Source organism: Moorena sp. SIO3A2, assembly GCF_010672265.1.
In the GTDB taxonomy this organism is placed as follows: domain Bacteria; phylum Cyanobacteriota; class Cyanobacteriia; order Cyanobacteriales; family Coleofasciculaceae; genus Moorena; species Moorena producens.
Genome location: NZ_JAAHHC010000055.1, coordinates 17,110 through 40,100, shown reverse-complemented (window position 1 = coordinate 40,100; position 22,991 = coordinate 17,110). Strand labels below are relative to the sequence as shown.

The window sequence follows — 22,991 nt, the reverse complement described above, 5'->3', positions numbered from 1 at the left end:
TCCTGAACTACTGCTGACTTTTTCAGCTGGTCACCCACCAGGAGGTATTGACTCAAACTATTACTCTGACTAATTTGTCAGTTTTACTGAGATCTAGTCTACCGTACTTTTAAAAGAGCCGCACCCATATCATTTTTGCTGTTTGGCCTGGTGGGTGGAAAGCGCAACTGTGGAACGGGCATCTTGCCCGTATCCTTCCGGCGGCCTGTCCCAAGGCTGGCTACGAGGCGGAAAATGATGGCAAGACCCCCTAGGGCCTGTTTTCCAACTCGTTATATCCTCAAAAAAGTAGTGTGATCGCAGGGTGCATTCATGAATCGAGGGAACTTAAGTAATCAACATTGGGAACGGTTAAAACCGTTACTACCACAGCAAAAACCGCATACAGGTAAGCCAAACAAAGAGCAGCGCACGGTTATCAACAGAATTCTCTGGGTACTAAGAACAGATACACCGTCGGGAGACTTACCTAGGGATTATGGGAAGTTGCAAAGCGTCGCCACCAGGTTTTAGCGATCGCAGAAAACCGGAATCTGGAACCAAATATGAGAAAAGCGGCATTGCTGAATTAAGTAATGAAATGAGTGGGGTGGGCATCCTGCCTGCCCGAAAAATGAAACGGGCAAGATGCCCGTTCCACGCCTGATGCCGGTTCTACAAAACTCTTCAAATCATTCCATTATTAAGCAACGCCAGAAAATCTGCCAGGGATTCGGCTTCGCCGACCCTACGCGAACGCTGATCAAGGAGGAAATCTTGATTGGGAGGAGTCGTAGGATGAATTGGGTCTGGGAAAAACAACTAGACCCTGAAAATTGAGGTGCTCGACCTCATGTGTAAATCTGAAAAAATTGGAGAATCTCAGTAATGAGTATTTATCAAGAATTCCGTACCACCTTCACCGACAAAAACTACAAATACACCACCACAGTTCTCCATAGTGGGTTTGTGGTCGCTTTTGCCATGGACAATGAGCGCAAAATCTACTACACAGTCCTCGACTCCATGCAAGCTCCTGTGGAACTCCCCGAACCTCGTCTTCTCAATTTCCCGGAAGAGATAACTACAGTAGGTTATGGAGTGTTCTATCCCACTCCCATGCCCATTGTTAAAGATAATACTCGTGAAGAACTAGAAAAAGGTCGCATTGATAAAAAAGACCAAGACCCATTCTTATCAACCACAGCTTGTTTAACCGACGACCAACCCTTCCAAATCTTCTCCGATGGTAGTTATATCTATCTCTTCCGGCAAGCGATCGATCAAGACCATGAGGACATGGTATATCCCATCGAAACTCCAGGAGGACGGGGCACTCGAGATCAAGAGCGTGAGGATATCTTAAAAGGCCCAGATGACAAGCTAGTGCCAGTTGCCAATCAAACCCTATTAGTAGACCGCTTTGTCTTCGCATTAGGAGGAGAACAAGGGCCAACTCTCCAACCCAAACTAGAAATTCGCTACCAACGCAGCAAACATAAGACCCTACGCCAGAGTAACAAAGATACCTTGGGTACTCAGGATATGGCGGAAAACAAATTCTACGAACCCACTCAAGAATTGAGTTTAGTCGGGAAAATGCACGAGGGAATGTTTTCCGTGCTGCAACTGCCCACCCAAGTAAACCAGCAGAAACGCTGGCAAATCTTTTGCTATAACAATACAACGGAGTTGCTGGACTCCTACAATATTGAAGTGGCCAAGGATGGCTTATTCAATACCTTTGGCACCAGGCACTACACCAGTCCAGACCTAGAATATCAAAGTGCAGTTTTTGAACGTCAACCGGGAATTTGTCCTTTTACAAAGAAGCCATTAATTCCGATTATTAACAAGGGAGGTGCTGCCGAAAGCGCTCTGCGGTTTTTGGGTAAAGAGCATGAATCCGTTGTAACTGTTACCAACACTAACGATAGAATGAATATCTTCAACGATCAAAGTTTTACTATTGAGTGTTGGGCTAAAGCGGAAACAGTTGATGGCCATAATAGATTCTTTTCTCAATGGAGACTCGTAACCGCCGGGATTGTAAACGGCCAGATTAATTTTCACTTCTCAGATAGCGACCAGGTTAGATCTTCCGACCTTGAGATTGACGAAGACTGGCATCATTATGCTTTTGTCTATAACAAAGAGAACAAGAAAATGGAAATTTACTGGGATGGAGTCCAAGTAGCAGAAGGAACTGTTAAGGATCACGCTAAATCGACAGGAGATTTTCACATTGGAACCTATTCTGGCCAATATTTCCAAGGAACCATAGACGAAATGCGAGTCTGGAATTATCCACGTCCCCAAGTGCAGATTGAGCAGGAAATGAACTACCGTTTGGTGGGGAACGAAGGTGGATTGATAAATTATTGGCGCTTTGATGAAGGGTCAGAAGATACAGTCTATGATAAAACCAATCGGGCTTGTCATGGAACACTTGAAGGTGAGGAAAAACCTCAGTGGGTTGCGTCTGATGCCCCTGTGGGTGACAACCCTGGGGTGAGCCGTACTAGCATTAAACTCTCCAGGGGTATTAGAAATAGCTTTTCCAGCCTGTTCTACTACGAACAAGAAACCAACGATACCGGGGATGACGGCATCAAAAATGATGGTCGTGTGATGTTAGCTATTCCCACTGGAAAAGAAGATGACATTAATAATCTAGGTAAAATAGCTATCCTGGATATAGGAGTGGGCAACGATGGAAAACTTGCCCAAATCCCGGATGTGGTCAACTTAGAAGAAGAATTATTAATTCCTGACAGTAACACCCTCCAAGATGTAGACCCCAAGCAACTTAAACAAACGGCCTACTCCATCTCCAACGACAAACAAGACCTCCACGAAACCAAGAAACAGATCCTCAAAATACGTCAACAGCTCCAAGAGCTAAACAAACTCCTCTCCAAAAAGGAACTAGAAGCCAAACAAACCGCATTAGCCACCATCGCCCAGGATTTGTTAACCTTACCATTAATGGAGCTTCAGCCCAGTGAAATACTCCAAGATGTAGACCCCAAGCAACTCAAACAAAGAGCCTACTCCATCTGCAACTACAAACACGACCTCCAAGAAACTAAGAAACAGATAGTCAAAATACGTCAACAGCTCCAAGAGCTAGACAAACTTCCCTCCAAAAAGGAACTAGAAGCTAAACAAAAGGCATTAGCAACCATTGCCCAGGAATTGAAGCGAAACTATCGCCCAGAGGAACCCGAATACAAAAAACTGGTGAAGCGCTGGCAAGAGTTAACCTCTCCGACTAAACCCCTCAGTTTCGGTACCCTCACCCTGGTCAAAGACAAAATTGACGCCCAGCTCGAACAAGTCCTCAACAAAGAACAGGAACTGCCCCAGAAGCAACAAGAACTGGCAGAAAAACTCCAACAACTCGCTGAGTTAAAAGCAGCTATTTCCAGAAATCAAGCAGCCACATTCGTGCCCCTGCCCCTCCTGGCAATAGACCCTTACGGATTAACTGTCAAAGGCGGAGCACTGGATTTTGCCCGCACCACCATTCGCCCAGACATCCGGGAATGTGGACCAGACAAACTGGGACTTTATTTCCAGCGAGTACATAATCAACAATTCTCCGTGGCTTACTTTGATATCACTACTGCCAAAGCCAAATTCACTTCTGAAAGCGACAGTGAGAATACCCTGACTTGGTTAGCTTACAATGGTGAATCTGAGATGAACGATGCTGAAATTTCTATTGCTGATGGAAGTACCCCAGAAACTTGTACCCTCACTATCAAAGCACTAGACTATGAAGAAACCTGGACAAATGCTCCCCGCAAAGTTGATTGGTTGCAGCAACTGATTAATCAAGGAGTAACGGAATATAAGCAGGAAGAGGAAGATAAAGATAAAAAAGAATCAGCGATCGCTCCGGTGAAAACTCTCAAATACGAAGACCAAGACCGTGCGGTAGTTTATAGTGGTTCTATATTATTCAATATAAGTTTGGGTGTTGCCCCAGGAACGAGTTCCATTGTCAATGGAACCGCGACTAAATCTGGGAATGGAGACACTACAGGTTGGACTTCGCCTCGGGCTTCTGAATCTCTTTTGTTTGATGAGGATGATTATATTAGCACCGAAGACGAAGTTAAACTCAAAGGGTTTGATTCAGACGCTGATGCGGTAACTCTGGAAACTTGGGTGAAGCCAACTTTGATTCCGGCAAAAGAAAAACCGGGAAATCTTCCTGTATTAGCCTTGAGGTTTGAGGGTAACACTTATATCGACTGTGGTCATCGCATTGACTTAAAGAATAAGAGCTTTACTGTCGAATTTTGGGCAAGGCGGATGGAATCTAATCTTGATGATTGGTGTCTCACCAAAGGTTCTGCTTTCAGAAATCATGAGTATCTTCACATTGGCTTCCGAGAAAATAATCAGTTTAGTTTTGCTTTCTATTCCAATGACCTAAGTTGCGATGCTCAACAATCAGACAACAATTGGCATCACTGGGCTTGTGTCTATGACGAGTCAGCCCAAAGTCGGAGGATTTATCGTGATGGAAAGTTAGTAAGCTCTCAGGATAGTGATGTGCAGGCATTTAGAGGAGATGGTGCTTTATGGATTGCTGGACATCGTGACGGGAGGAAAGCAAAAGTTGAAATGATGGAAGTGCGAGTGTGGGATACTGCTCGCAACCCAGAGCAAATCATCGAAAAGATGAGGCAGCAACTTGAGGGTAATGAAGAAAACCTAGTTGCCTACTGGAAGTTAGATAATCCTAGAATGGTTGAGCAGAAATGGGCTGAATCTTCAAGAGCAACTTATTGGGGTCATTACTATAACGATAACTGTCCGAATTTAGTATCAAAATTGGTAAAATCTAGCTATACCATTGAATTTTGGCTTAAGAGACATGACAGCAACAATGAAGATTGGGCAGTTTTTATCGGACCAAAAGACTCAATAGTCAACAAAGGCATAGGATGTGGTAAATTCAGATTAAATCACCCAGAGGGTAAAAGCAACAATAAGATAGGTATGCTTCTTCACAATGACCATTACCGTTATGGAAATCATGATAGTACTAATTGGACTCATTATGCCTATGTATGTGATCAAGTATCAAACAATTATAGGGTTTACCTTAATGGAAATTTTCAGGGTGATAGTGGTCATATTCGGGATCTTGAAAGTGGCGATTGTGTTAATATTCTAGGTTTATACAATGCTTGGACTAATGTTGAAATAGGAGATATAAGAATCTGGAATCGCCCTCTCTCCGAGTCAGAAATTAATAGTTCTAAAAACGACACACGGTGGGTAGAAACTAACCAAAATGGTTTAATTGCTCATTGGTTAGTAGATGGTTCTAGTTCCGTACCCAACCTAGCGGATAATTCCGACATGAGCTCGTATAATTTAACAAGGTATGCCTCTGTAAAGAGTCATAGCAGACAACGGAGGCAATATATAGATTCTTGCGGGACACATTACGGGACTCTTCCTCATAGATTTGACGGAGACGAAGTTATTCCCATAATGATAACCGCCCCAGACATATCCCTGGAAGCTCCAGATGCTCCCAGTAACTGCCTCATCTATCACCAGAATAATCAACCCAGTAATCTTTTAAACATTTCTCAGTACGGCATCTCAATGTTGCCCAAATATGCCTTTCGTTTCAATGGCGAAAATTATATCACTTGTGGTGACAAAATTGATCTGACAAAGGGAAGCTTTACTATAGAATTTTGGGCAAAGCGCCTTGAAAATGGTCAAGATGATTGGCTCTGTAGTCAAGGAACCTCAGAGACCAACCAAGGCTTGCATATTGGTTTCCGAGGAAATAATAATAAGTTTAGTTTCGCTTTCTTTGATAATGACCTGGACTGTGATCTTCAATACTCAGACAATAGTTGGCATCATTGGGCTTGTGTCTATGACTACGATGGCAAAAGTCGGAAGATTTACCGTGATGGAGAGTTGATAGCATCTCAGGGTAATATAGCATCATTCCAAGGAACAGGTGTTTGGAATTTAGGTAGAAGATTTGATAATGCCAGCAAAGCTGAAGCTGATTTAATAGAAGTCCGAATCTGGAATTCAGCCCGCACCCAGGAAGAAATCCGTGAATCTATCGGAATCCAAATATTTCCAGAAACAGCAGGTTTGCTTGCCTACTGGCGCTTAGACAGCAGTAATACCGATGATTCTAAGAACGAGCATCATGGTACTATAGGAGGGGCAGTACAGCTAGGAGAAGCACCAGCTTTTTCCTTAACTGCTACATTTGACAACCACACTTATCGCAGTAAGCAAGGATTATTTCAAGACAGTTGGACTCAGCTAGCCTTCGCCTATTTTCAATCTTTCGGAATCAAATTCCAAGATTCAGATTGTCTAGAAGTGCCGAATGCTAATGCTCTTAACATTACTAAAGACTTAACCCTAGAGCTTTTCTGTCAGCCTGCTCAAATTAAAGCATCGATCCTACTAGCTAAAACAGGTGTTAGCTCTAACAACACTGAACTAACTAGCTATAAGTTAGAGATGAACCAAAGTGGATACTTGGTCTTCTCCTTCCAAAACCAAGACGGAACTTGGAAAAAATATACGTCCAATAAAGCCCTTGTTGCCAATAAATTACAAAAAGTGGCAGTAGTACGCAAAACAGAATTAGTTGACCAAACTCATTCTGAGACCATAGAAATTGGAGACCACGAACAGGAAGTAGAGGTACAGATTCCTGAAGTCAATACACGGATCATCTTTTACATTTATGGTAAAAATACTGATGAAAACAAAGAAGCTGAAAAATCCAATCTCATCAAAGACATAAACCCTGGTATTGGCAACTTCCCTGTGAAGATTGGAGAGGGCTTCAACGGAATTATTGCTGATGTGCGGATTTGGAATGTAGCCCTCGAACCAGAAGCCCTGGGACAAGGGCTTTATGGACAGGAATCACCAGGACTTGTTGCTTGGTGGCCATTGAATGAGAAAGAAGGCAACATTGCTAATGATATTGTTGGAGAACACAATGCCAAAATTATAGGCGAAAACTGGCAGTGGGAGAAAACCCCTGTCCCTGATGCCAATATCTGCTCTGCCTACCTCAATGGTCAACCTGTTGAGTTGGAATATTCACCTATTGAGTTGGAATCCTCATTAGAGGTGCGTGAAGCCTTAAATAATTCTCAGTTTTCTTTGGGTGCTGTCAAAACTAACGACGATAGCTTGGCGAATTTCCTCCATGGAGAAATGGAGGAAATTCGTATATGGAAAACTTTCCGTTCCATGCAGCAAATTCAAGAGAATCTCTTTACCTATGTCAAGGGAGAGAAAAAAGACCTGATTGCTTATTTCTCTTGTAATCTCACGGAAAATGTCGATCTGCTCAAAGATGAATCTTTTACTGGCAACGACCTGACATTCCCAACAGAAGAAGGGAATAAACCCGCCAGACCAGTTTCCAACGCACCCATTGGAGATGATATTGCCCTGGTGCGTTCGGCTATTGATGGCTATACCCAACAATATCAAACTACAATTGACGGATTCCCCTCTGTGGTTGACTACGGAGTGATGTTCAACGATCCTAGCCGGGGAACCTCTGGCAGCTTGCAACGCTTATATACCTATATTTACAATAATCAGTGGCATCTGGTTCATGGCTTCAAAGTTGCTAACCTGAAAACCCAGTGGATGGCTCAAGTACAATTTGACCCACAAATTATCGGGTTCATTGAAGGTGCGCCGCCTGTTCCTGGTGAAAACCTGACTGTGGGGCCTAAAAGTTATCAAGTAACTTACGATGGCACTACCGCCGTAGAATTGACAGAGGTGAATTCCTATAAATATTCTTATTCTCACTCTCGTAAACACTCTGTCAAAAATGGCTTTGATTACGAAGCCGCCTATTCAGGAGAGATTGACCTCACTTTTGTCTTGGCACCACTGGGCTTGGGTAAAGCTATAAGTCCACAAATTACAGGAACTGGAATCAGTAAAAACAAAATAGACAGTGATAATGGCTTCACTGACAAAAAAACGATGGATGTTGGTGAAACCACTACTGAAAATACTAAACAGCAACTTAAAGGTTATTGGCAACAATTACCAGATGAGGATTCGGAACCTCCTGCTTATAACCCAATTTTAGGAGCTCGTTATCTGCCAGACAATATAGGGTTTGCTCTAGTTCTTTCTGACACAGCGGATATCTTTGCCCTACGGTTTGAGCATAATAATGCTCTGTTTAGTTACTCTGTTCGCCCTAACCCAGACATTCCCAAGGACTTCAACCTTATCCCCTTCAAGATTAACCCCCAATATACTAAGCAAGGTACTCTTGATGGCAAGATTGGTTATGATCAACAGGGTGCTGTTTTCCTTGACCCTGATTATCCAACAGCTAGTGATTACGGCGAATATAGTTACTTCAAACCCAAGGAAGCTTATAATCTCAAGGAACAAATTACTCGCCAGGAGAAAGACCTCACAGCTTATTACGAAAACTTTAATGTCTCCTATAGTTTTGATAACTATGGCTGGTCTGATGCAGCAATAGCTGCCGGAACTGCAGGAATTGTGGGAGTTGGAGGTAGTTTAATTAGTCATGATCCAAGAGGGAGAAGCATGACACAGAAAATAGACGATTATTTTCGTCATAAGAAGCATGTCCATGGCAAAGTGATTGGTAGCAGAAGAGGCTTTCATGCCTGGCTGGGAGGATTCAGTGGTTCAATGGGAAGTCTAGCTGCAACTACTGCAAGTACAACAGAAGCCTTGGTTCGTGAGTTTGGTACAGATCAGAAACTTCCAGATAAGTTTGCCAAGCAGAACATTGTTAATACTTACGTCTGGAGTGCTGATGGCGGTTTTTATTCCCAATCTACTCAAACCGCCCAAACCCGGACACAATCTTTTGAAGGGTCTTTTACCGGCTCTTTCCAGTTAGGTAGTGCTTCTTCATTTGATGTCAAATTTGAAATTCGCAGTCATAGCAAGAAAACCAATGGATTCAACAATATAGGATTGAGCTTAACCAAGAGTCGCTCTAAGGAGGATAAAGAAACCTTCGAGATTAAGACTACTTTTAACCTCTCGAATAACATTCAGCAATATGACTATTCCGAAGATCCTTCCAAAGGAGAGCCGGTTTATGATGCTGATGGCAAACCTGTATTATGTCCAGGGAAAGTCGATGCTTACCGTTTTATGACCTTCTTCCTGCAAGAAGACAATGAAAACTACGACCAGTTGTTTAACAAAGTGATTGATCCCATCTGGCTGAATGAAAGCAATGACAAAAATGCTATTGCTCTACGGGGAGCTTATGACCCTGAAAACACTCCTTCTTGTTGGCGAGTGATGCACCGAGTTACTTTCGTCAGTCGTATTCTGCCAGAAATTGGGGCTGAGACTCCTCCTCTTGAGAAAGAGATGAAGGAGTTGGATATCTCTAGCTACTACGAGTTAATAAAGCGTCTTGAACCTTTTGTGGTTAGCTCTGCGGATAGCTATGATAATTTGTTGAGAGCGGTTAATAATACTTTAGCCAAGTACGCTCCTAGCTTAATGTCTTACAATAAAGATATCACTCTCATTCTCTGCCACTATTATGGGGTTGACATTCCTTCCGAGCTGGAGGATGATTTAGCTGTTCTGAATCAGGGATATTTCCCAGTAGTAGACTATTCCTTGCCAGAAGCTAATCCAGTTGAAACTCAGACTGAAGATTAAGTTGTGGTTTGACCCGGTAATTCCCAGAGTAAGCTTACCCCCGGCTGTTGGCGTAGTCTGCCGCTAGCCATAGCACGGGGGCTTTCGCCTTCTCGACTTCAGTAGGGTGCGTTAGGGGCGGGCTTGCCATCATGTTCAACCTCGTAGCCAGTGTTGGGATAGCCCGCCCCGTAACGCACCACCCAAGGGCTCGCCCTAATTTTCCGCCTCAACGCCCGGGTACCGAGTTGCATTCAAAGATAGTAGATTGGTTGGATAGGGAGATTGGGAGATTGGGAGATTGGGAGATTGGGGGAAGAGAAAGTTGTACGTTTGACCGCAACTTGGTATGAGTTACGGCTGACAGCTGACAGCTGACAGCTGACGGCTGACAGCTGTCATTACAAAAATCGACTCAAATCAAACTCCTGTTGCTCATTTTCTATAGATTCTTTCTTCTTATACCTATCAGTATTTAAAAGTAACAAAAGTCGCTCTGAATAGTCTACTGCTCCCCGCAACTCATTGCGCAAAATATCAAGCCCTCCATTGGCATACTCCTCAAAAATATAGATGCGTTTTTCCTCAGACTCTTTATCGATAGAGGAGAGAATTTTCGTATCCTTAATCTCAGCGATCGCAATTAATTTAATTACTACCTCATATCCCCTTGAGACAAAAATTTCCAATCCAATCGGACCAGGTTCTCGTTTAGAAATTACCTTCAGGGGCGATCGCTTTTTACGCTTTACTCCTAAAGCAGCTGCAAACACCATCACATCAGCATAAGTCTGAAACGGTCCAGTTTTTCCATCGGAAGCGGTTAGGTCTTTCACCAAAGCCGCCTTATCTTTAGCAACCCTGATTCTGTTTCCAGCCATTGTCTTGGTGTCTAGTTTTATTGACACTCCCCGGTCTAAAGACACGGGGATTCTTAGTTCAACGAGCTGCCTTAAACCGCTATATCTTAATTTTTGACGTCGCCAAAAATTAAGCAATACTTAAACCGAAAACCCGTCAAGACCAAGAATTCAGTTCAATTTACAGCAGACCCAGCGGGCAATTCTTCCTAAGCGTTTAGCGAATTACTGGGAGTGCCTTAAAAAGTCTGTTTCCTCCCTTTTCACTCGGTTTCGGCGTGCCGGAGACGAAACCTTAGAAGAGTGGAGCCTTAATCAAAAAGGTTAAAACTTTTTACTCATAGCCGACTAACTATAAAGGCTCCACTCTTCTTACGGTAACTTCTAACCCCGCCGTACCGTTCTTTTCTCAAAATGTGCAAAGTAATGGTTCACACACCAACGGTTGATTGATGCTTGGGTTTTTAAGGAGGACTTTCCCTACCCTCCGGGCATTACTACTTTCAGGTCATGCAGTGGCGGGTCTCTCTCCCGGTTGCGCCTCGGTTTTTCAGCCTGTACCCATATTTAAAGTATACTCTAGTGCTAGACAATCGTCAACAGGCGGCGCTATTGCCGCTATTCCCTTTCATCCCCGCTCGCTTTGTGACGGGGTTTTCAGCGGTTAGACTTCTATAAATCTTATGCACAAGGCTAAGCGCAAAAAGCTTAACGTGTGCTAGTCCATTTATTATAGCAATTCTACGACTTGTGAGGTACAAATATCTGAGGTGCGACCCGTGGCGAATTTAATTCTTAATACGGAAAGCGCACCTAAGGTTTTAGGGAGCAGGGACTTCGGAGCAGGAAGCAGGGAGCCTCGGAGCAGGTAAGAGAGAAGAGGCAAGAGCCAATAGTCAAACCATTCTGTGTACCTCATGAGTCCTAGAAACGCTTTATACCTTATCGGCGTTGCTGATTCTGGGTATGGTTTCGCCCCCCTAGCGCCCCAATTTTGATGCTGTTGGCGAAATATAAGTTAACATCAATCAGCCGGATTAAGCCATAGTAAGCGTTAAAAAACTATCAGACATTTTCAGGGCTGATCACGGAATACCAAGTCTGTAAGTATTCAGCCGTCAGCCGTCAGCCGTCAGCTAAAAGCTCACGCTACTTGAGGTGCCGTCAGCTGAAGTAACTCAGCATTATTCCAATGCTTACCTGTTTTCTTCAAAAGCACCTCAAGAAGCGTGCGCGTAGCGCATTAGCTGATAGCTGATTGCTGACGGCTGAATGCTTACCCAAGTCAATAAGCCGGTTTAGTCTAGTAACGCCTACAGCTTCCGTTGCCTCAACCCAACCTACCCCATGTACTCAAGTCAGTCAACCAGGGCTATTTGCCTGTGCCACCTATTACCCATTACCTATTACCCATTACCTATTACCCATTACCTATTACCTATTACCCATTACCTATTACCCATTACCCATTACCCATTAACCATTACCCATTACCCATTACCTATTACCCATTACCTATTACCTATTACCCATTACCTATTACCCATTACCTATTACCCATTACCCATTACCCATTACCCATTACCTATTACCCAAGCTAAAATATATGTAGTCATACCAGCACACCAACCATGGCTACCAGACATATACGCTTTGATTGGGCCATCAAAAGACTACTGCGCAATAAAGCCAATTATGTAGTCTTGGAAGGGTTTTTAAGCGAGTTATTACATACACAGATCAAAATCCAAACTCTTCTCGAAAGTGAAGGCAATCAACAGACAGAGGAAGATAAAAGCAACCGTGTCGATATTCTGGCGGAAACCGAAAACTCCGAGTTAGTCCTGATCGAAGTGCAAAACAACTCCCAACTCGATTATTTTCATCGGATGCTCTACGGTGTTTCCCAGCTAGTCACCGAATATCTTGAACAAGGGGAAGAGTACGGTAAAATTCGGAAAATATACTCAGTGAATATCGTCTACTTTAACCTCGGTAAGGGAGATGACTATATTTATCGTCTGCGCTCGGAGTTCATGGGAGTGAATCAAGGAGATATCCTGGAACCTACCCTAGCTCAAGAAAGAAAATATACTATTGAAAAAGTAGCAGATATCTTTCCAGAATACTACCTGCTGAAAGTAAAGAACTTTAAGGGGACAGCGAAAAACCACCTAGACGAATGGATCTATTTTCTCAAAAACAGTGAGATCAAGGATGAATTTGGAGCATTAGGCATGGTGGAAGCCAAGGAAACCTTAAGAGTCAATAATCTCTCCGACCAAGAAAGAGCGGCATACAAGCGTTATATGGATAACAAAAGTTACGAAGCAAGTATCTTGAGTACCCAAGAATTTGAGGCGCAATGGCAAATCGAACAGATTGAACAGGCAAAAATTCGAGGTAGGGAAGAAGGAAAAAGAAGCTTACTATTAGGACAGTTGGAGCGCCGTTTCCCAGAAATAGCCTCACAACTGAGTGCAGCTATCGTTGGGTTGAATTCCCAGGAATTAGATAATTTAGCAGATGCCATGTGGGATTTTCAGACTAGCGCTGATTTGCTTGACTGGCTACAGGAACATTCAGGGTTTGCTGAATAAGTCTGTACTCGGTGCAGGTAGTCGGTGCTAAATTCAAAATTCAAAATTCAAAATTCAGAATTCAAAATGAGTGAAGTAAGCCCAATTACGCACCGGACATTTGATTTTGCGGTACACGTCAGTTCGGGATAAGCTGCGTAGCAGCTTACCATCTCAGCTGTAACGGAATTAGTGACAGCGCCTACAGTTCCCTATCCCGTAAGTGTAGGCGCTAGCTGTCACAAAAATCGACTCAAATCAAACTCCTGTTGATCATTTGCTATAGATTCTTTCTTCTTATACCTATCAGTATTTAAAAGTAACAAAAGTCGCTCGGAATAGTCTACTGCTCCCCGCAACTCATTGCGCAAAATATCAAGCCCTCCATTCGCATACTCCTCAAAAATATAGATGCGTTTTTCCTCAGACTCTTTATCGATAGAAGAAAGAATTTTCGTATCCTTAATCTCAGCGATCGCAATTAATTTAATTACTACCTCATATCCCCTTGAGACAAAAATTTCCAGTCCAATCGGACCAGGCTCTCGTTTAGAAATTACCTTCAGGGGCGATCGCTTTTTACGCTTTACTCCTAAAGCAGCTGCAAACACCATCACATCAGCATAAGTCTGAAACGGTCCGGTTTTTCCATCGGAAGCGGTTAGGTCTTTCACCAAAGCCGCCTTATCTTTAGCAACCCTGATTCTGTTTCCAGCCATTGTCTTGGTGTCTAGTTTTAATAAATCTTATGCACAAGCCTAATCGCAAAAAGCTTAACGTGCGGTAATCTATTTATTATACCATCAAAAGAGTAAAGGAATAGCGTAAGCTATCAGCTTAAGCGCTACGCGCACGCTACGCGAACAGCTATCAGCTTAAGCGCTACGCGCACGCTACGCGAACAGCTATCAGCTATCAGCGTCGAAGTCTGTGCCACGAGTCAATGGACTTTTCCCCAGACTTTAAATTTTCATTAATCTAGAACTCTTAAATTCTCTCGTTCTAGGTTTGTTTTAAGCTGTTCCCGTAGCGTGAGCTAAAAGCTGACGGCTGACGGCTGTTCGCGAAGCGTGAGCTAAAAGCTGACGGCTGACGGAATAGCCTCTTAGAGATCTATTCCTTGATGTTTCCAATATTAACGTAATTTTGAGTTGATTGAGTTGAATGATGAAGACTTGTAAGCAACTAGTTTATTTGGGTGCGTTCGCAATCCTACTTTTACTGACTAACCTATCCTGTTCCTACCCCGACCGACAAGACCCCCCAATGAAAACCAAGGATCGTGCAACGGTAGTCGTGAAAACGATTGAGGAGGCAAACACTGGCATTTCCAAGCAAGATCGAGAAACTAAATATTGCAAAATGGCTTGTTCTGAATTTGTCTTCTACCGTGGCACTAACCAACTCTTTTGGAAAGATTTCGCTGGGGATAGCCGCCTCAAGGATTTTGGAAATGCCAAAACCAAGATTTGGTTATCAGGAGATATGCATGCCGAGAACTTTGGGGCATATGATAATAATCGAGGGGAAATCGTTTACTCACTCGATGACTTTGATGATGGGATTATTGCCGATTACCAATATGATGTCTGGCGCATGGCCGCTAGTTTAGCATTGGTCGGTGGTCAGAATGGTTTGTCTGCTGAGGAACAGAACAACGGGATTGATGCCTTTAGTGAGTCCTATCTTGATACTATGGCCTCCTATCGGGGTAATGATCGTGAACTGGAGACTTACTTCACTAAAGACAATACCTATGGGAAGTTGGATGACTTCCTAGAAGGAGTAGAAGCCAACGAAAGCCGCCAAAAAATGTTGAAAAAATGGACAGAACTGGACGGAAATCAGCGTCGCTTCAATTTATCCAAGGTTAAGTTAGGCAAACCTACTGCTTCCGAGGGACAGGATATTCAGAATGCGATCGCAGATTATCGGAAAACGTTGACAAAAAACTTTAAATATGATCAAGAGTACTTCCGGGTCAAAGATATTGCGCAACGTTTACTGGCTGGCACCAGTTCCTTAGGAGTACCCCGCTATTATGTCCTGATTGAAGGCGAGACCTCTTCCCAGAAGGATGACCGGATCTTGGACATTAAATTCCAATCTTCCCCTACTGCCTATGATTACCTGAGTCAGCAGGAACGGCAAAACTATGATAAAAATTTTAACAATGAGGGTCAACGTCATGCTTTAGCCTATCGAGCCTTAACCAAGCACACCGATAATCACCTGGGCTGGATGAAACTAGGGGATGGGTATTACTCAGTGCGAGAGCGATCGCCATTTAAGGAAACCTTTGATATCACTGAGCTAACTAAAGAGAAACGTTTTGTTAAGCTAGCTGAACAATGGGGTCAAGTGTTAGCAACAGCTCACGCCCGAGCTGACAAAGATTTTGATGCTGCCTTAGTGCCTTATTCCATAGACAAACAGGTGGATGAGTTGACTGACGGTCGCCACAAGGAGTTTCGGCAATTGGTAAGGGAAGTGGCTTTAACTTATGCTGATCAAGTTAAGAAAGACTATGGTTACTTTCTCGAAAAGCTGAAACCCAATAGCTGCTCTAGCGGCACTTGTGACTAATCGTTTTAGTTTAATTGGCTTTGGTAAAATATAATGCGTTGATATGGCACAGGGGGAAGGTTAAATAACAGGATAAGCGGCAAAGGGATGGTCGCGAGCTAGTCCCTATAATCGATAACCTCTAACCTCTAACCTAGAAACAAAACAGCTACATACCTTAGATTTAATCACATGAACGGTAAGAAAGACGGTTTTTTAAGCGGGCTTCAAATTTTAGTGTTTTTTATCTTAGCCCTTGCCTTTCTGGGATACGACATCCAATTCAGCTTACTATTTGGTGGCATTGGCGCTTTCGCCGGTGGTTTGATAGTTGACTGGTGGCACCACCCAGACAAACCCAGGGACTCACAACCCCAGCAAGCAGAGTATACCGAGGAAGGTAGTTCTGACTTAACGGGCATCCGTTTAGCTGTACAAGAACGACAAGCTAGAGAAAAGAGCCGCTCAGAAGGGTCACTCAATCCTATTAGTAGATTTTTTAGACGTTAAGCAAGAGTAATTAATTATTGCTTATTGGTCAAAATAAAATACCAAGAGATTTAAGCTAGGGCTAATCTAGAAGAACTTGCTTTGGATTGAGTACTTTCTGACTAAGAACTAAAATCTAAAATGTTTCTATTTCTCTCAAAGCTATTGCCACTCTTTCTGTATCCCTTGGGCCTGGCTTGTGTGCTACTGGTAGTAGCTTTAGTAATGTCGTGGCGCCACCCTCGCTGGGTTCCGATACCGGTGGCTTTAGCATTAATTGTGTTGTTGGTCTCAAGTAATACTTGGGTGACTAACAGCTTAATACGCTCTCTGGAGTGGCAATATATTCCTAATTCAGAATTACCTGAGGCTGATGCGATTGTGATCTTGGGGGGAGCGACTAAACCACCTTTTCCACCACGACCTACTCCAGAAGTGGATGAAGCAGGCGATCGCGTTCTCTATGGTGCTCAGCTATACCGTGAAGGGAAAGCTCCCTGGGTGATTCCTGCTGGTGGTCGGATTGTTTGGGGTTCCAGTAGTAATAACTCTAGCCAACGACTTTCTTCCGAGTCTGGTCAATCCTCACAACGGTTGGCTCCTGAATCAGAAGACATGGCACAGATTCTAGAAGACCTGGGTGTTCCAAGAGCCGCTATCATACAAGAGTCTAGGTCTTTAAACACTCACCAAAATGCGGTCAATGTGCGGAAAATTTTGGATCAGCGGGATTTGCGCAAGGTATTATTGGTAACTTCAGCCATCCATATGCCTCGTTCTGTCCTAGTGTTCCGGCGTCAGGGTATTGATGTGATCCCAGCACCGACCGATTTTCTAGTGTCCCAACATGAACTGGATGAACCTAGCAGCAGTACTCAAGCTGCTTTGCTACATTCTCTGCCAAATGCTGAGCAATTGTCTAGGATTACCCGTGCTATCAAGGAATACATTGGTATAGTCGCTTATCGCATTCGTGGTTGGGTATGACATTATTGCTGAAATATTATCCTTGATTATTTGCCTAGTTACTATGCCAGAAGAATTCCAACGGATTGTCCCAGCACCACCACCAGCAGCCGATATGTTTGCCACTTACCAGCTAGCTTATGAGTTTAGCCAAGAAGTAGAGCATCGGCAAGAATTTGAAGACTATTGCCAGTGGTATTATTTGACAGCACAAAGCCATCAAGAGGAATTAGAAAAAATGCGCGGTGACATCAACATTTTTCGTTGGTTCAGTCGCCGCAACTCAGAGGTAGATTAGACTACAAGTCTAGCTTATTATCTTAAAAGATGGTTTAACTAATTAAAGTAAACACGGATAGTAATAGATATCAATAGATACAGTAAGAATCTAACTTAATCCTATCCGTGCAGACCTGTTTAAAAATCCCTGTGATGGTGATTATGATTGGTTTCTATAGTATTAGCTAATAATATAGCCGCCTAGGGGATAATTTCTAGTTCATCTTCACGGAAGTGAACTTTTTTAAATTTTTTGTCAAATTTGACTTGTATTGGTAAATTGGCGCTGACGGGCCTACCTTGCCACTCAGAAATTATTCCGGTAACTTCCCCTTCGAGACCTTTAATATCAAAAGGTTTATTTCTGTGTTCGGGATGGGTATATACCACAACTGATTCTTTGACTCGGACGCGATCGCCAACTTTCATATAAGTAACTCTAACTATTATACGGACATCCCTTCCCTAAGCTAGGGTTGGCTCAGGCAACCTTCTTATTGTCTCACAGAGTGGGTTGTTTACATCTAGCAAAGTGGTGATCATCAACAAAATTTAGATTGAATGGAATTGCTTCCCTGGTCTGATGCCGGTGATTATCGGTGAAAATTATAATGTAAGGTTTTTTCACCCTTAGTTTCACCCTTAGTTGTCTGGGAGCTCCTGCTCGGTAGGTGAAGACTGTGGTAGATTTGGATCGGGTGATGGTAAAAAGCGATCGCGCATTTTCTGGAAGCCCTCAGGAGCTAGTATCCATTGGGTAGTCAGTAAAATAGCCCCAGCACCAACTAGTATACCGACTACCCCCAGCAGCCCAAACAAGGCTCTTATCCAATCCCGGTATGAGCGGGTGGTTTCGGGTTTATTATCATTGGTTGTGGTTATTTCCGCTGGTAGTGATGGAGTCAGAGCGGTTTGCTGCCCCAGATTAACCACCTGTAGTTCTTTAGAGCTAGAGATGTCTCCCAAATTTAGCACTGTCGGATATTGGGGAGAGACAGCACAGTATGTTAGCACCACCGAAATGTCATCTTGACCATTATGTTTAAAGGCCAGGTCAATTAAAGACTCAGCCGCCGATTCCACGGAAAGTCGGTGGCTATTGACTTTTTCGGGTAAATCTCGACCAAATTTTTCAATCAAGTTGTTGTTGCTCAAGCCATCGGAACACAGCAGCAGCAAGCCATCTTCTTCCAAAATAAAGCGTCGCACAGTGGGACGAAGTAATTCAGCCTCCTTTGTCCCTAAGGCTTGAGTGAGTGCTTGTGCATCAGATCGCTGCAACGCTTGTCGATAAAGACTACGACCAAGCTTGACCTCCCGAGTAGCCACATCATCATCCACAGTTAGCTGCTGGCAATAGTCGGGAGTAAGCCAGTAAGCACGACTATCTCCTACACTAGCGATATAGATTTCGTGACCATTGGTTTTCCCTTCTGGTGTATTCACCATTTGGGGTAGTTGTAGCGCTAGGGTTAAGGTAGTAGCCATGCGACGCCGGGATTCTCGTTCTTGTTGATCGTTGCGAGAAGAAATCATGTTATTAGCAACCCGGATAATTGCTGATAGATTCTCAGTTACCAGTTCTGGTGTCATCAGCTCCGGATCTTCGTTCAACTCAGCCAGTAATGCCCGAACCTGTAATTTAATCGACTGTAGTGCTAACTGACTAGCAATTTCCCCCCCTTCGTGACCACCAATGCCATCACAAATAATCGACAGGTGGGGAATCAAGGGGTTTTGGGGTTGCTCTGGGTGCTTAATCAAGTCAGCCTTAGTGGGATAGCAACTGTCTTCATTGTGGCTGTGACTTGAACCAGTTGCGGTGATACCAGCAATCTGTAACCGCAACGGGTGCTGAGCAGCTTGCTCAAGTAATAGGTGATTAAGTTGGGATGCGATCGCACTTAAGGAGGGGTGTTCAGTTTGCAGGTGTTGGGCAATAGCTTGTAGCGGATCCGCCACAGAAACTGAAGCTGTGCGACACCAAGCTTCCCAGCACTCTCCTAGCTGTTTAAGACTAGCATCCACAGAGGGTTCACTCACAGAAGTCGGTTCGGCAGGGGAGTCTCGGGAAACCAATGTATCAAATCCCCTATCCTCTAGACCATTAGACGGTACAACTGGTGATAGACTCGTATCAGCCATTGTATCGCGATATAATTCCCGCAGTCGCAGCCGCCACCCTTCAACTCGCAAATTAGTTGGCACTAACAGGCTAGAAGCCACACCCAATTCTGATAAGGGTATCCATAATTCCCAAATTTGCCAAAGCCAATAGACTTGACGCACTGCGGTAGCAGAAGTCCAGATCGACTCCATTGAGGGATATAAGTTGCCATTGGCATCAATGGGGGCATTTTCTAGCAAAATGACTACATCTTGACCAGGTGTAGACAGAAAATTCCGTTGCTGTGGCAACTGGCATATCCCATAAACCTCTGGCACATGGAGGCAGTGGGGATACAAGCGTAGGTAAGGAAGGATATGGCCGTTGATTTGTTCGGGAAAATCCGGTGGCAGTTCTGGCTGCATATCCTGCCAAATTTGCGGGGCAACTACCTGGTAGCGGTCTGCCACTTGTTCTCCAACTGGTAGCTCTACGGCAGCAGAACCAACTGCCCAAAGATAACGATCCACGGCTAATACCTATGAAGTTAATTTACGGCTATACGGTCAAATTCTAGACGGCTGAGATAAATTAGCATTGGTCCGCGCTTATGCCCCACGTCCCCACTTGCATGTCGGCGTGGGATGAATGGCAGACAAGAACTTTGATACTTTGTGATCATCTATAATGAACATAGTAGGGTAATCAAATTAAGAGCTAACCGCCACCTACTACCTAAAAATAGAACTTTTTTGTATTGTTCCGGCGCGGAGGGGCATCTCGTGTCGTAAATATTGCTTGCCGAACGCGCCCCGCGTGGCCTACGGCCTTGTATCCGTTCCCGTTGGGTGGAGTTGGCAAGAAGCCTACACTGACTCGGCGAGTTCAGTTTAGGAGTATGTCACAAGAGGGGTTGTTTGAGCTTTTAAACATTTTCTCTCAAAGTTGTCTAGTAGATTCAAGAAAATTAACATAACTCAGCAACCTATATCTTTGTCTGACGTCAGACAAAATAAATTAGAGTTACCCGCAACTACTTACCCCATACCCTGTATATTATGAGCCGATGGTAAGTTCCTCGATGCTTTGGCTAATTGCCGGGTCAATGCTGTGCTTAGTCGAGCTGTTTGTGCCAACAGCATTTGTTGCTTTCATGATGGGCATCAGTGCTTTGGTCGTAGCATTTGTGATCTCGATTTTGCCCATATCTTATACCCTACAAGTGGGGTTATGGTTGCTGCTTTCCACTGCCTCAGTCTTTTTATCCCGTCGCCTGATGCCCCCTGCTAGAGTGGGCAAAAATTTGGATGCGATGGAAGCTCAAACCTTGACAGAAATTCTGCCAGGGCAAACTGGGCGGGTACTCTATGAAGGCAACTCATGGCGTGCCCGTTGTGAAGACTATGCAGATGCGATCGCACCCAACCAAAAAGTCTACGTAGTGCGTAGGGAAGGCACTACCCTGATTGTTGTGCCTCATCACCTATTGCATGACTGAAGTTGATCGACCAAGGGTGCTCTGCCAGGTTCAGGGGATAGTGATGGGTTAATAGGGTGATGGAGTAATAGAGTCAACGGTAGATTTATTACTCCCCCTAGTTACTAGTTGTTGGGAGTCTCCCTGCTCACCCAGTCCACTGTTTTTTGTCAAAAAACAGTTTAAAATTCAGGTTGGACAAAGGGGAATAGAGTCAGCTTCAAGCACTTGAGAATCAGACTAAATCAGTTTTATGCCCTCCCCCACCCATCCGCTCCCCCTCTAACAACAAATTTGTAAAACACTACCAGAAATGGAGGAAAGAGCGTGTCACAGTGGTTTTTGCTTGTGTTTTTAGCTTTGGGCGGTTCAGGTCTTTTCGGTTCCGTCAAGATTATTAATCAAGGAAACCAAGCCTTAGTGGAACGATTGGGAAAATATAGTGGCAAAAAACTCGAACCTGGGCTCAACTTTGTCATTCCCGTGATTGAGCGGGTGGTTTTCCAGCAAACCATTCGGGAAAAAGTCCTTGATGTGCCACCTCAGCCTTGTATCACCTCCGATAATGTTTCCATTACCGTTGACGCTGTGGTGTACTGGCGGATCATGGATATGGAGAAAGCCTACTATAAGGTTGAAGACCTGCGCTCCGCCATGCAGAATTTGGTGCTGACCCAGATTCGAGCTGAAATGGGGAAACTGGAACTGGATCAAACCTTTACTGCTCGCTCTCAAATCAATGAAACCCTACTGCGGGAATTAGACATTTCCACTGATCCTTGGGGAGTTAAAGTCACCCGGGTGGAACTGCGGGACATTGTGCCATCTCAGGCAGTGCAGGACTCAATGGAGTTACAGATGTCCGCAGAACGGCGTAAACGGGCGGCAATTTTGACCTCTGAAGGGGAACGAGAATCTGCGGTTAACACTGCCAGAGGTAAGGCCGAGGCACTAGAGTTAGATGCTGGAGCCCGTAAAAAAGCTGCGATTATGGACGCTGAAGCCCAACAACAGGCAATAGTTCTGAAAGCTCAGGCAGAACGACAGCAGCAGGTTCTCAAGGCACAAGCCACTGCTGAGGCTCTCAAAATTGTGGCTAAGACTCTTGATAATGACCCGAATGCTCGTGATGCCCTCCAGTTTTTACTGGCTCAGAATTATATCGATATGGGTATGCAAGTTGGTACTAGCGAGAGTAGTAAAGTGATGTTCATGGACCCTCGCAGCATTCCAGCAACCATTGAAGGGATGCGTTCGATTGTTGGTGATGGAGACAAGGTTAATCCCAATTCCCTAGGTATTGAGATGAATCAAAGGTAAAGTTCAGCGTCAATAAGCCCCACCTAAACGGGTATCCCCGTTTAGGTGGGGCTTGTGTCTAAACATAAAAAATCTTCCAATCAAGCAAATCCACAGCTGTTAAGACAGCCAAGGGATATAGGAGTCTATTGACAGCGGTTAAAGCCAACGCGGTTTGAACCCGTTGGCCGTGGGATAACCACAGAATACGTGACATACTCCCACACTGAACCGATAGGTCAGTGTGGGCTTCTTGCCAACTCCGCCCATTGGTTAGGATACAAGGCCGTAGGCCACGCGGGGCGCGTTCGGCAAGCTTTATTAACGATACGGTCAGAAGTTACCGCAAGAATAGGGCAGCCTTTATGGTTAGTCGGCTATGGGTAAAGAGTTAAAACTTTATGATTAAGGCAAGAGACGAAACCTTAGATAAGGTCGCCTTTATAACAATAGTTTTAAACCTTTTCTGCATAACCTACAACCCAAAAAGGCGACCTTATCTTACGGTAACTTCAAACCCTATTCTAAGGTTTCGTCTCCGGGATGCCCCGACCCACCGGAACAACACAAAAAAGTTCAATTTTGAGGTACGTAGGTGGCAGTTAGCTCTTAATTTGTCTTCCCTACTATTTTCATTATAGCATTCTTCAACCTATGCAACACAGTTCCTGTCCGCGATTCATCCCACA

Annotated in this window: 18 protein-coding genes; 12 read left to right on the top strand and 6 right to left on the bottom strand. The window is 44.1% G+C overall.

What is annotated here, in order from left to right; all coding sequences use genetic code 11:
• The first annotated feature begins 312 nt into the window (after positions 1-312).
• The 4 genes from F6K64_RS38560 to F6K64_RS32740 are packed head-to-tail and all read left to right on the top strand — an operon-like array spanning position 313 to position 9,702.
• A complete protein-coding gene (locus F6K64_RS38560) occupies positions 313-513 on the top strand; it encodes a transposase (RefSeq protein ID WP_353815346.1) in 201 nt (66 codons plus the stop codon).
• Positions 479-646: a hypothetical protein gene (locus F6K64_RS32750; protein ID WP_287267574.1), complete on the top strand. Its 168-nt coding sequence runs from the start codon at positions 479-481 to the stop codon at positions 644-646. The genes F6K64_RS38560 and F6K64_RS32750 overlap by 35 nt, the downstream gene beginning before the upstream one ends.
• Positions 628-819 carry a hypothetical protein gene (locus tag F6K64_RS32745; protein WP_287267572.1) on the top strand — a complete coding sequence of 64 codons (192 nt, stop codon included), beginning with the start codon at positions 628-630 and terminating at the stop codon, positions 817-819. The genes F6K64_RS32750 and F6K64_RS32745 overlap by 19 nt, the downstream gene beginning before the upstream one ends.
• Before the next feature lie 48 nt (positions 820-867).
• Positions 868-9,702, top strand: a complete 8,835-nt coding sequence (locus F6K64_RS32740) for a LamG-like jellyroll fold domain-containing protein (RefSeq protein WP_287267570.1) — start codon at positions 868-870, stop codon at positions 9,700-9,702.
• A gap of 98 nt (positions 9,703-9,800) precedes the next feature.
• Here the strand turns inward: F6K64_RS32740 and F6K64_RS32735 are convergent, their stop codons facing one another.
• From F6K64_RS32735 to F6K64_RS32725, 3 genes are all read right to left on the bottom strand, one after another.
• Positions 9,801-9,935: a hypothetical protein gene (locus tag F6K64_RS32735; protein ID WP_287267569.1), complete on the bottom strand. Its 135-nt coding sequence runs from the start codon at positions 9,933-9,935 to the stop codon at positions 9,801-9,803.
• 147 nt (positions 9,936-10,082) lie between these two features.
• Positions 10,083-10,562, bottom strand: a complete 480-nt coding sequence (locus F6K64_RS32730; protein WP_287267567.1) for a DNA phosphorothioation-associated protein 4 — start codon at positions 10,560-10,562, stop codon at positions 10,083-10,085.
• A 709-nt stretch (positions 10,563-11,271) separates the two neighbouring features.
• Positions 11,272-11,460, bottom strand: a complete 189-nt coding sequence (locus F6K64_RS32725) for a hypothetical protein (protein WP_131827203.1) — start codon at positions 11,458-11,460, stop codon at positions 11,272-11,274.
• Between the two features lie 406 nt (positions 11,461-11,866).
• Between F6K64_RS32725 and F6K64_RS32720 the strand changes: the two genes are divergently transcribed.
• Positions 11,867-12,142: a hypothetical protein gene (locus tag F6K64_RS32720; protein WP_008189453.1), complete on the top strand. Its 276-nt coding sequence runs from the start codon at positions 11,867-11,869 to the stop codon at positions 12,140-12,142.
• A gap of 30 nt (positions 12,143-12,172) precedes the next feature.
• The gene (locus F6K64_RS32715; RefSeq protein WP_008189454.1) at positions 12,173-13,141 is read left to right on the top strand and encodes an Rpn family recombination-promoting nuclease/putative transposase; all 969 of its coding nucleotides are present in this window, start codon (positions 12,173-12,175) and stop codon (positions 13,139-13,141) included.
• A 218-nt stretch (positions 13,142-13,359) separates the two neighbouring features.
• Here F6K64_RS32715 and F6K64_RS32710 read toward each other — a convergent pair whose 3' ends face one another.
• Positions 13,360-13,839: a DNA phosphorothioation-associated protein 4 gene (locus F6K64_RS32710; protein WP_008189456.1), complete on the bottom strand. Its 480-nt coding sequence runs from the start codon at positions 13,837-13,839 to the stop codon at positions 13,360-13,362.
• A gap of 547 nt (positions 13,840-14,386) precedes the next feature.
• Between F6K64_RS32710 and F6K64_RS32705 the strand changes: the two genes are divergently transcribed.
• The 4 genes from F6K64_RS32705 to F6K64_RS32690 all read left to right on the top strand — a co-directional run bounded on the left by F6K64_RS32705 (position 14,387) and on the right by F6K64_RS32690 (position 17,438).
• On the top strand, positions 14,387-15,706 hold the full coding sequence (locus F6K64_RS32705) for a DUF2252 domain-containing protein (RefSeq protein ID WP_287267565.1): 1,320 nt from the start codon (positions 14,387-14,389) through the stop codon (positions 15,704-15,706).
• A gap of 171 nt (positions 15,707-15,877) precedes the next feature.
• Entirely contained in the window at positions 15,878-16,195 is a 318-nt protein-coding gene (locus F6K64_RS32700) for a hypothetical protein (RefSeq protein ID WP_287267564.1), read from the top strand.
• Between the two features lie 120 nt (positions 16,196-16,315).
• Complete coding sequence (locus F6K64_RS32695) at positions 16,316-17,161, top strand: YdcF family protein (RefSeq protein WP_287267563.1); 846 nt, start codon at positions 16,316-16,318, stop codon at positions 17,159-17,161.
• A 22-nt stretch (positions 17,162-17,183) separates the two neighbouring features.
• Positions 17,184-17,438, top strand: a complete 255-nt coding sequence (locus tag F6K64_RS32690; RefSeq protein ID WP_353815339.1) for a hypothetical protein — start codon at positions 17,184-17,186, stop codon at positions 17,436-17,438.
• Positions 17,439-17,620: 182 nt separating this feature from the next.
• Here the strand turns inward: F6K64_RS32690 and F6K64_RS32685 are convergent, their stop codons facing one another.
• Together F6K64_RS32685 and F6K64_RS32680 are read right to left on the bottom strand one after the other, a co-directional pair.
• Positions 17,621-17,848, bottom strand: a complete 228-nt coding sequence (locus F6K64_RS32685; protein WP_008189465.1) for a ferredoxin-thioredoxin reductase variable chain — start codon at positions 17,846-17,848, stop codon at positions 17,621-17,623.
• Between the two features lie 213 nt (positions 17,849-18,061).
• Complete coding sequence (locus tag F6K64_RS32680; RefSeq protein WP_287267562.1) at positions 18,062-20,056, bottom strand: PP2C family protein-serine/threonine phosphatase; 1,995 nt, start codon at positions 20,054-20,056, stop codon at positions 18,062-18,064.
• Positions 20,057-20,607: 551 nt separating this feature from the next.
• Here F6K64_RS32680 and F6K64_RS32675 point away from each other — a divergent pair.
• Positions 20,608-21,024: an NfeD family protein gene (locus F6K64_RS32675; RefSeq protein WP_008189469.1), complete on the top strand. Its 417-nt coding sequence runs from the start codon at positions 20,608-20,610 to the stop codon at positions 21,022-21,024.
• Between the two features lie 306 nt (positions 21,025-21,330).
• Positions 21,331-22,323, top strand: a complete 993-nt coding sequence (locus tag F6K64_RS32670; protein ID WP_287253725.1) for an SPFH domain-containing protein — start codon at positions 21,331-21,333, stop codon at positions 22,321-22,323.
• Positions 22,324-22,991: the final 668 nt, after the last annotated feature.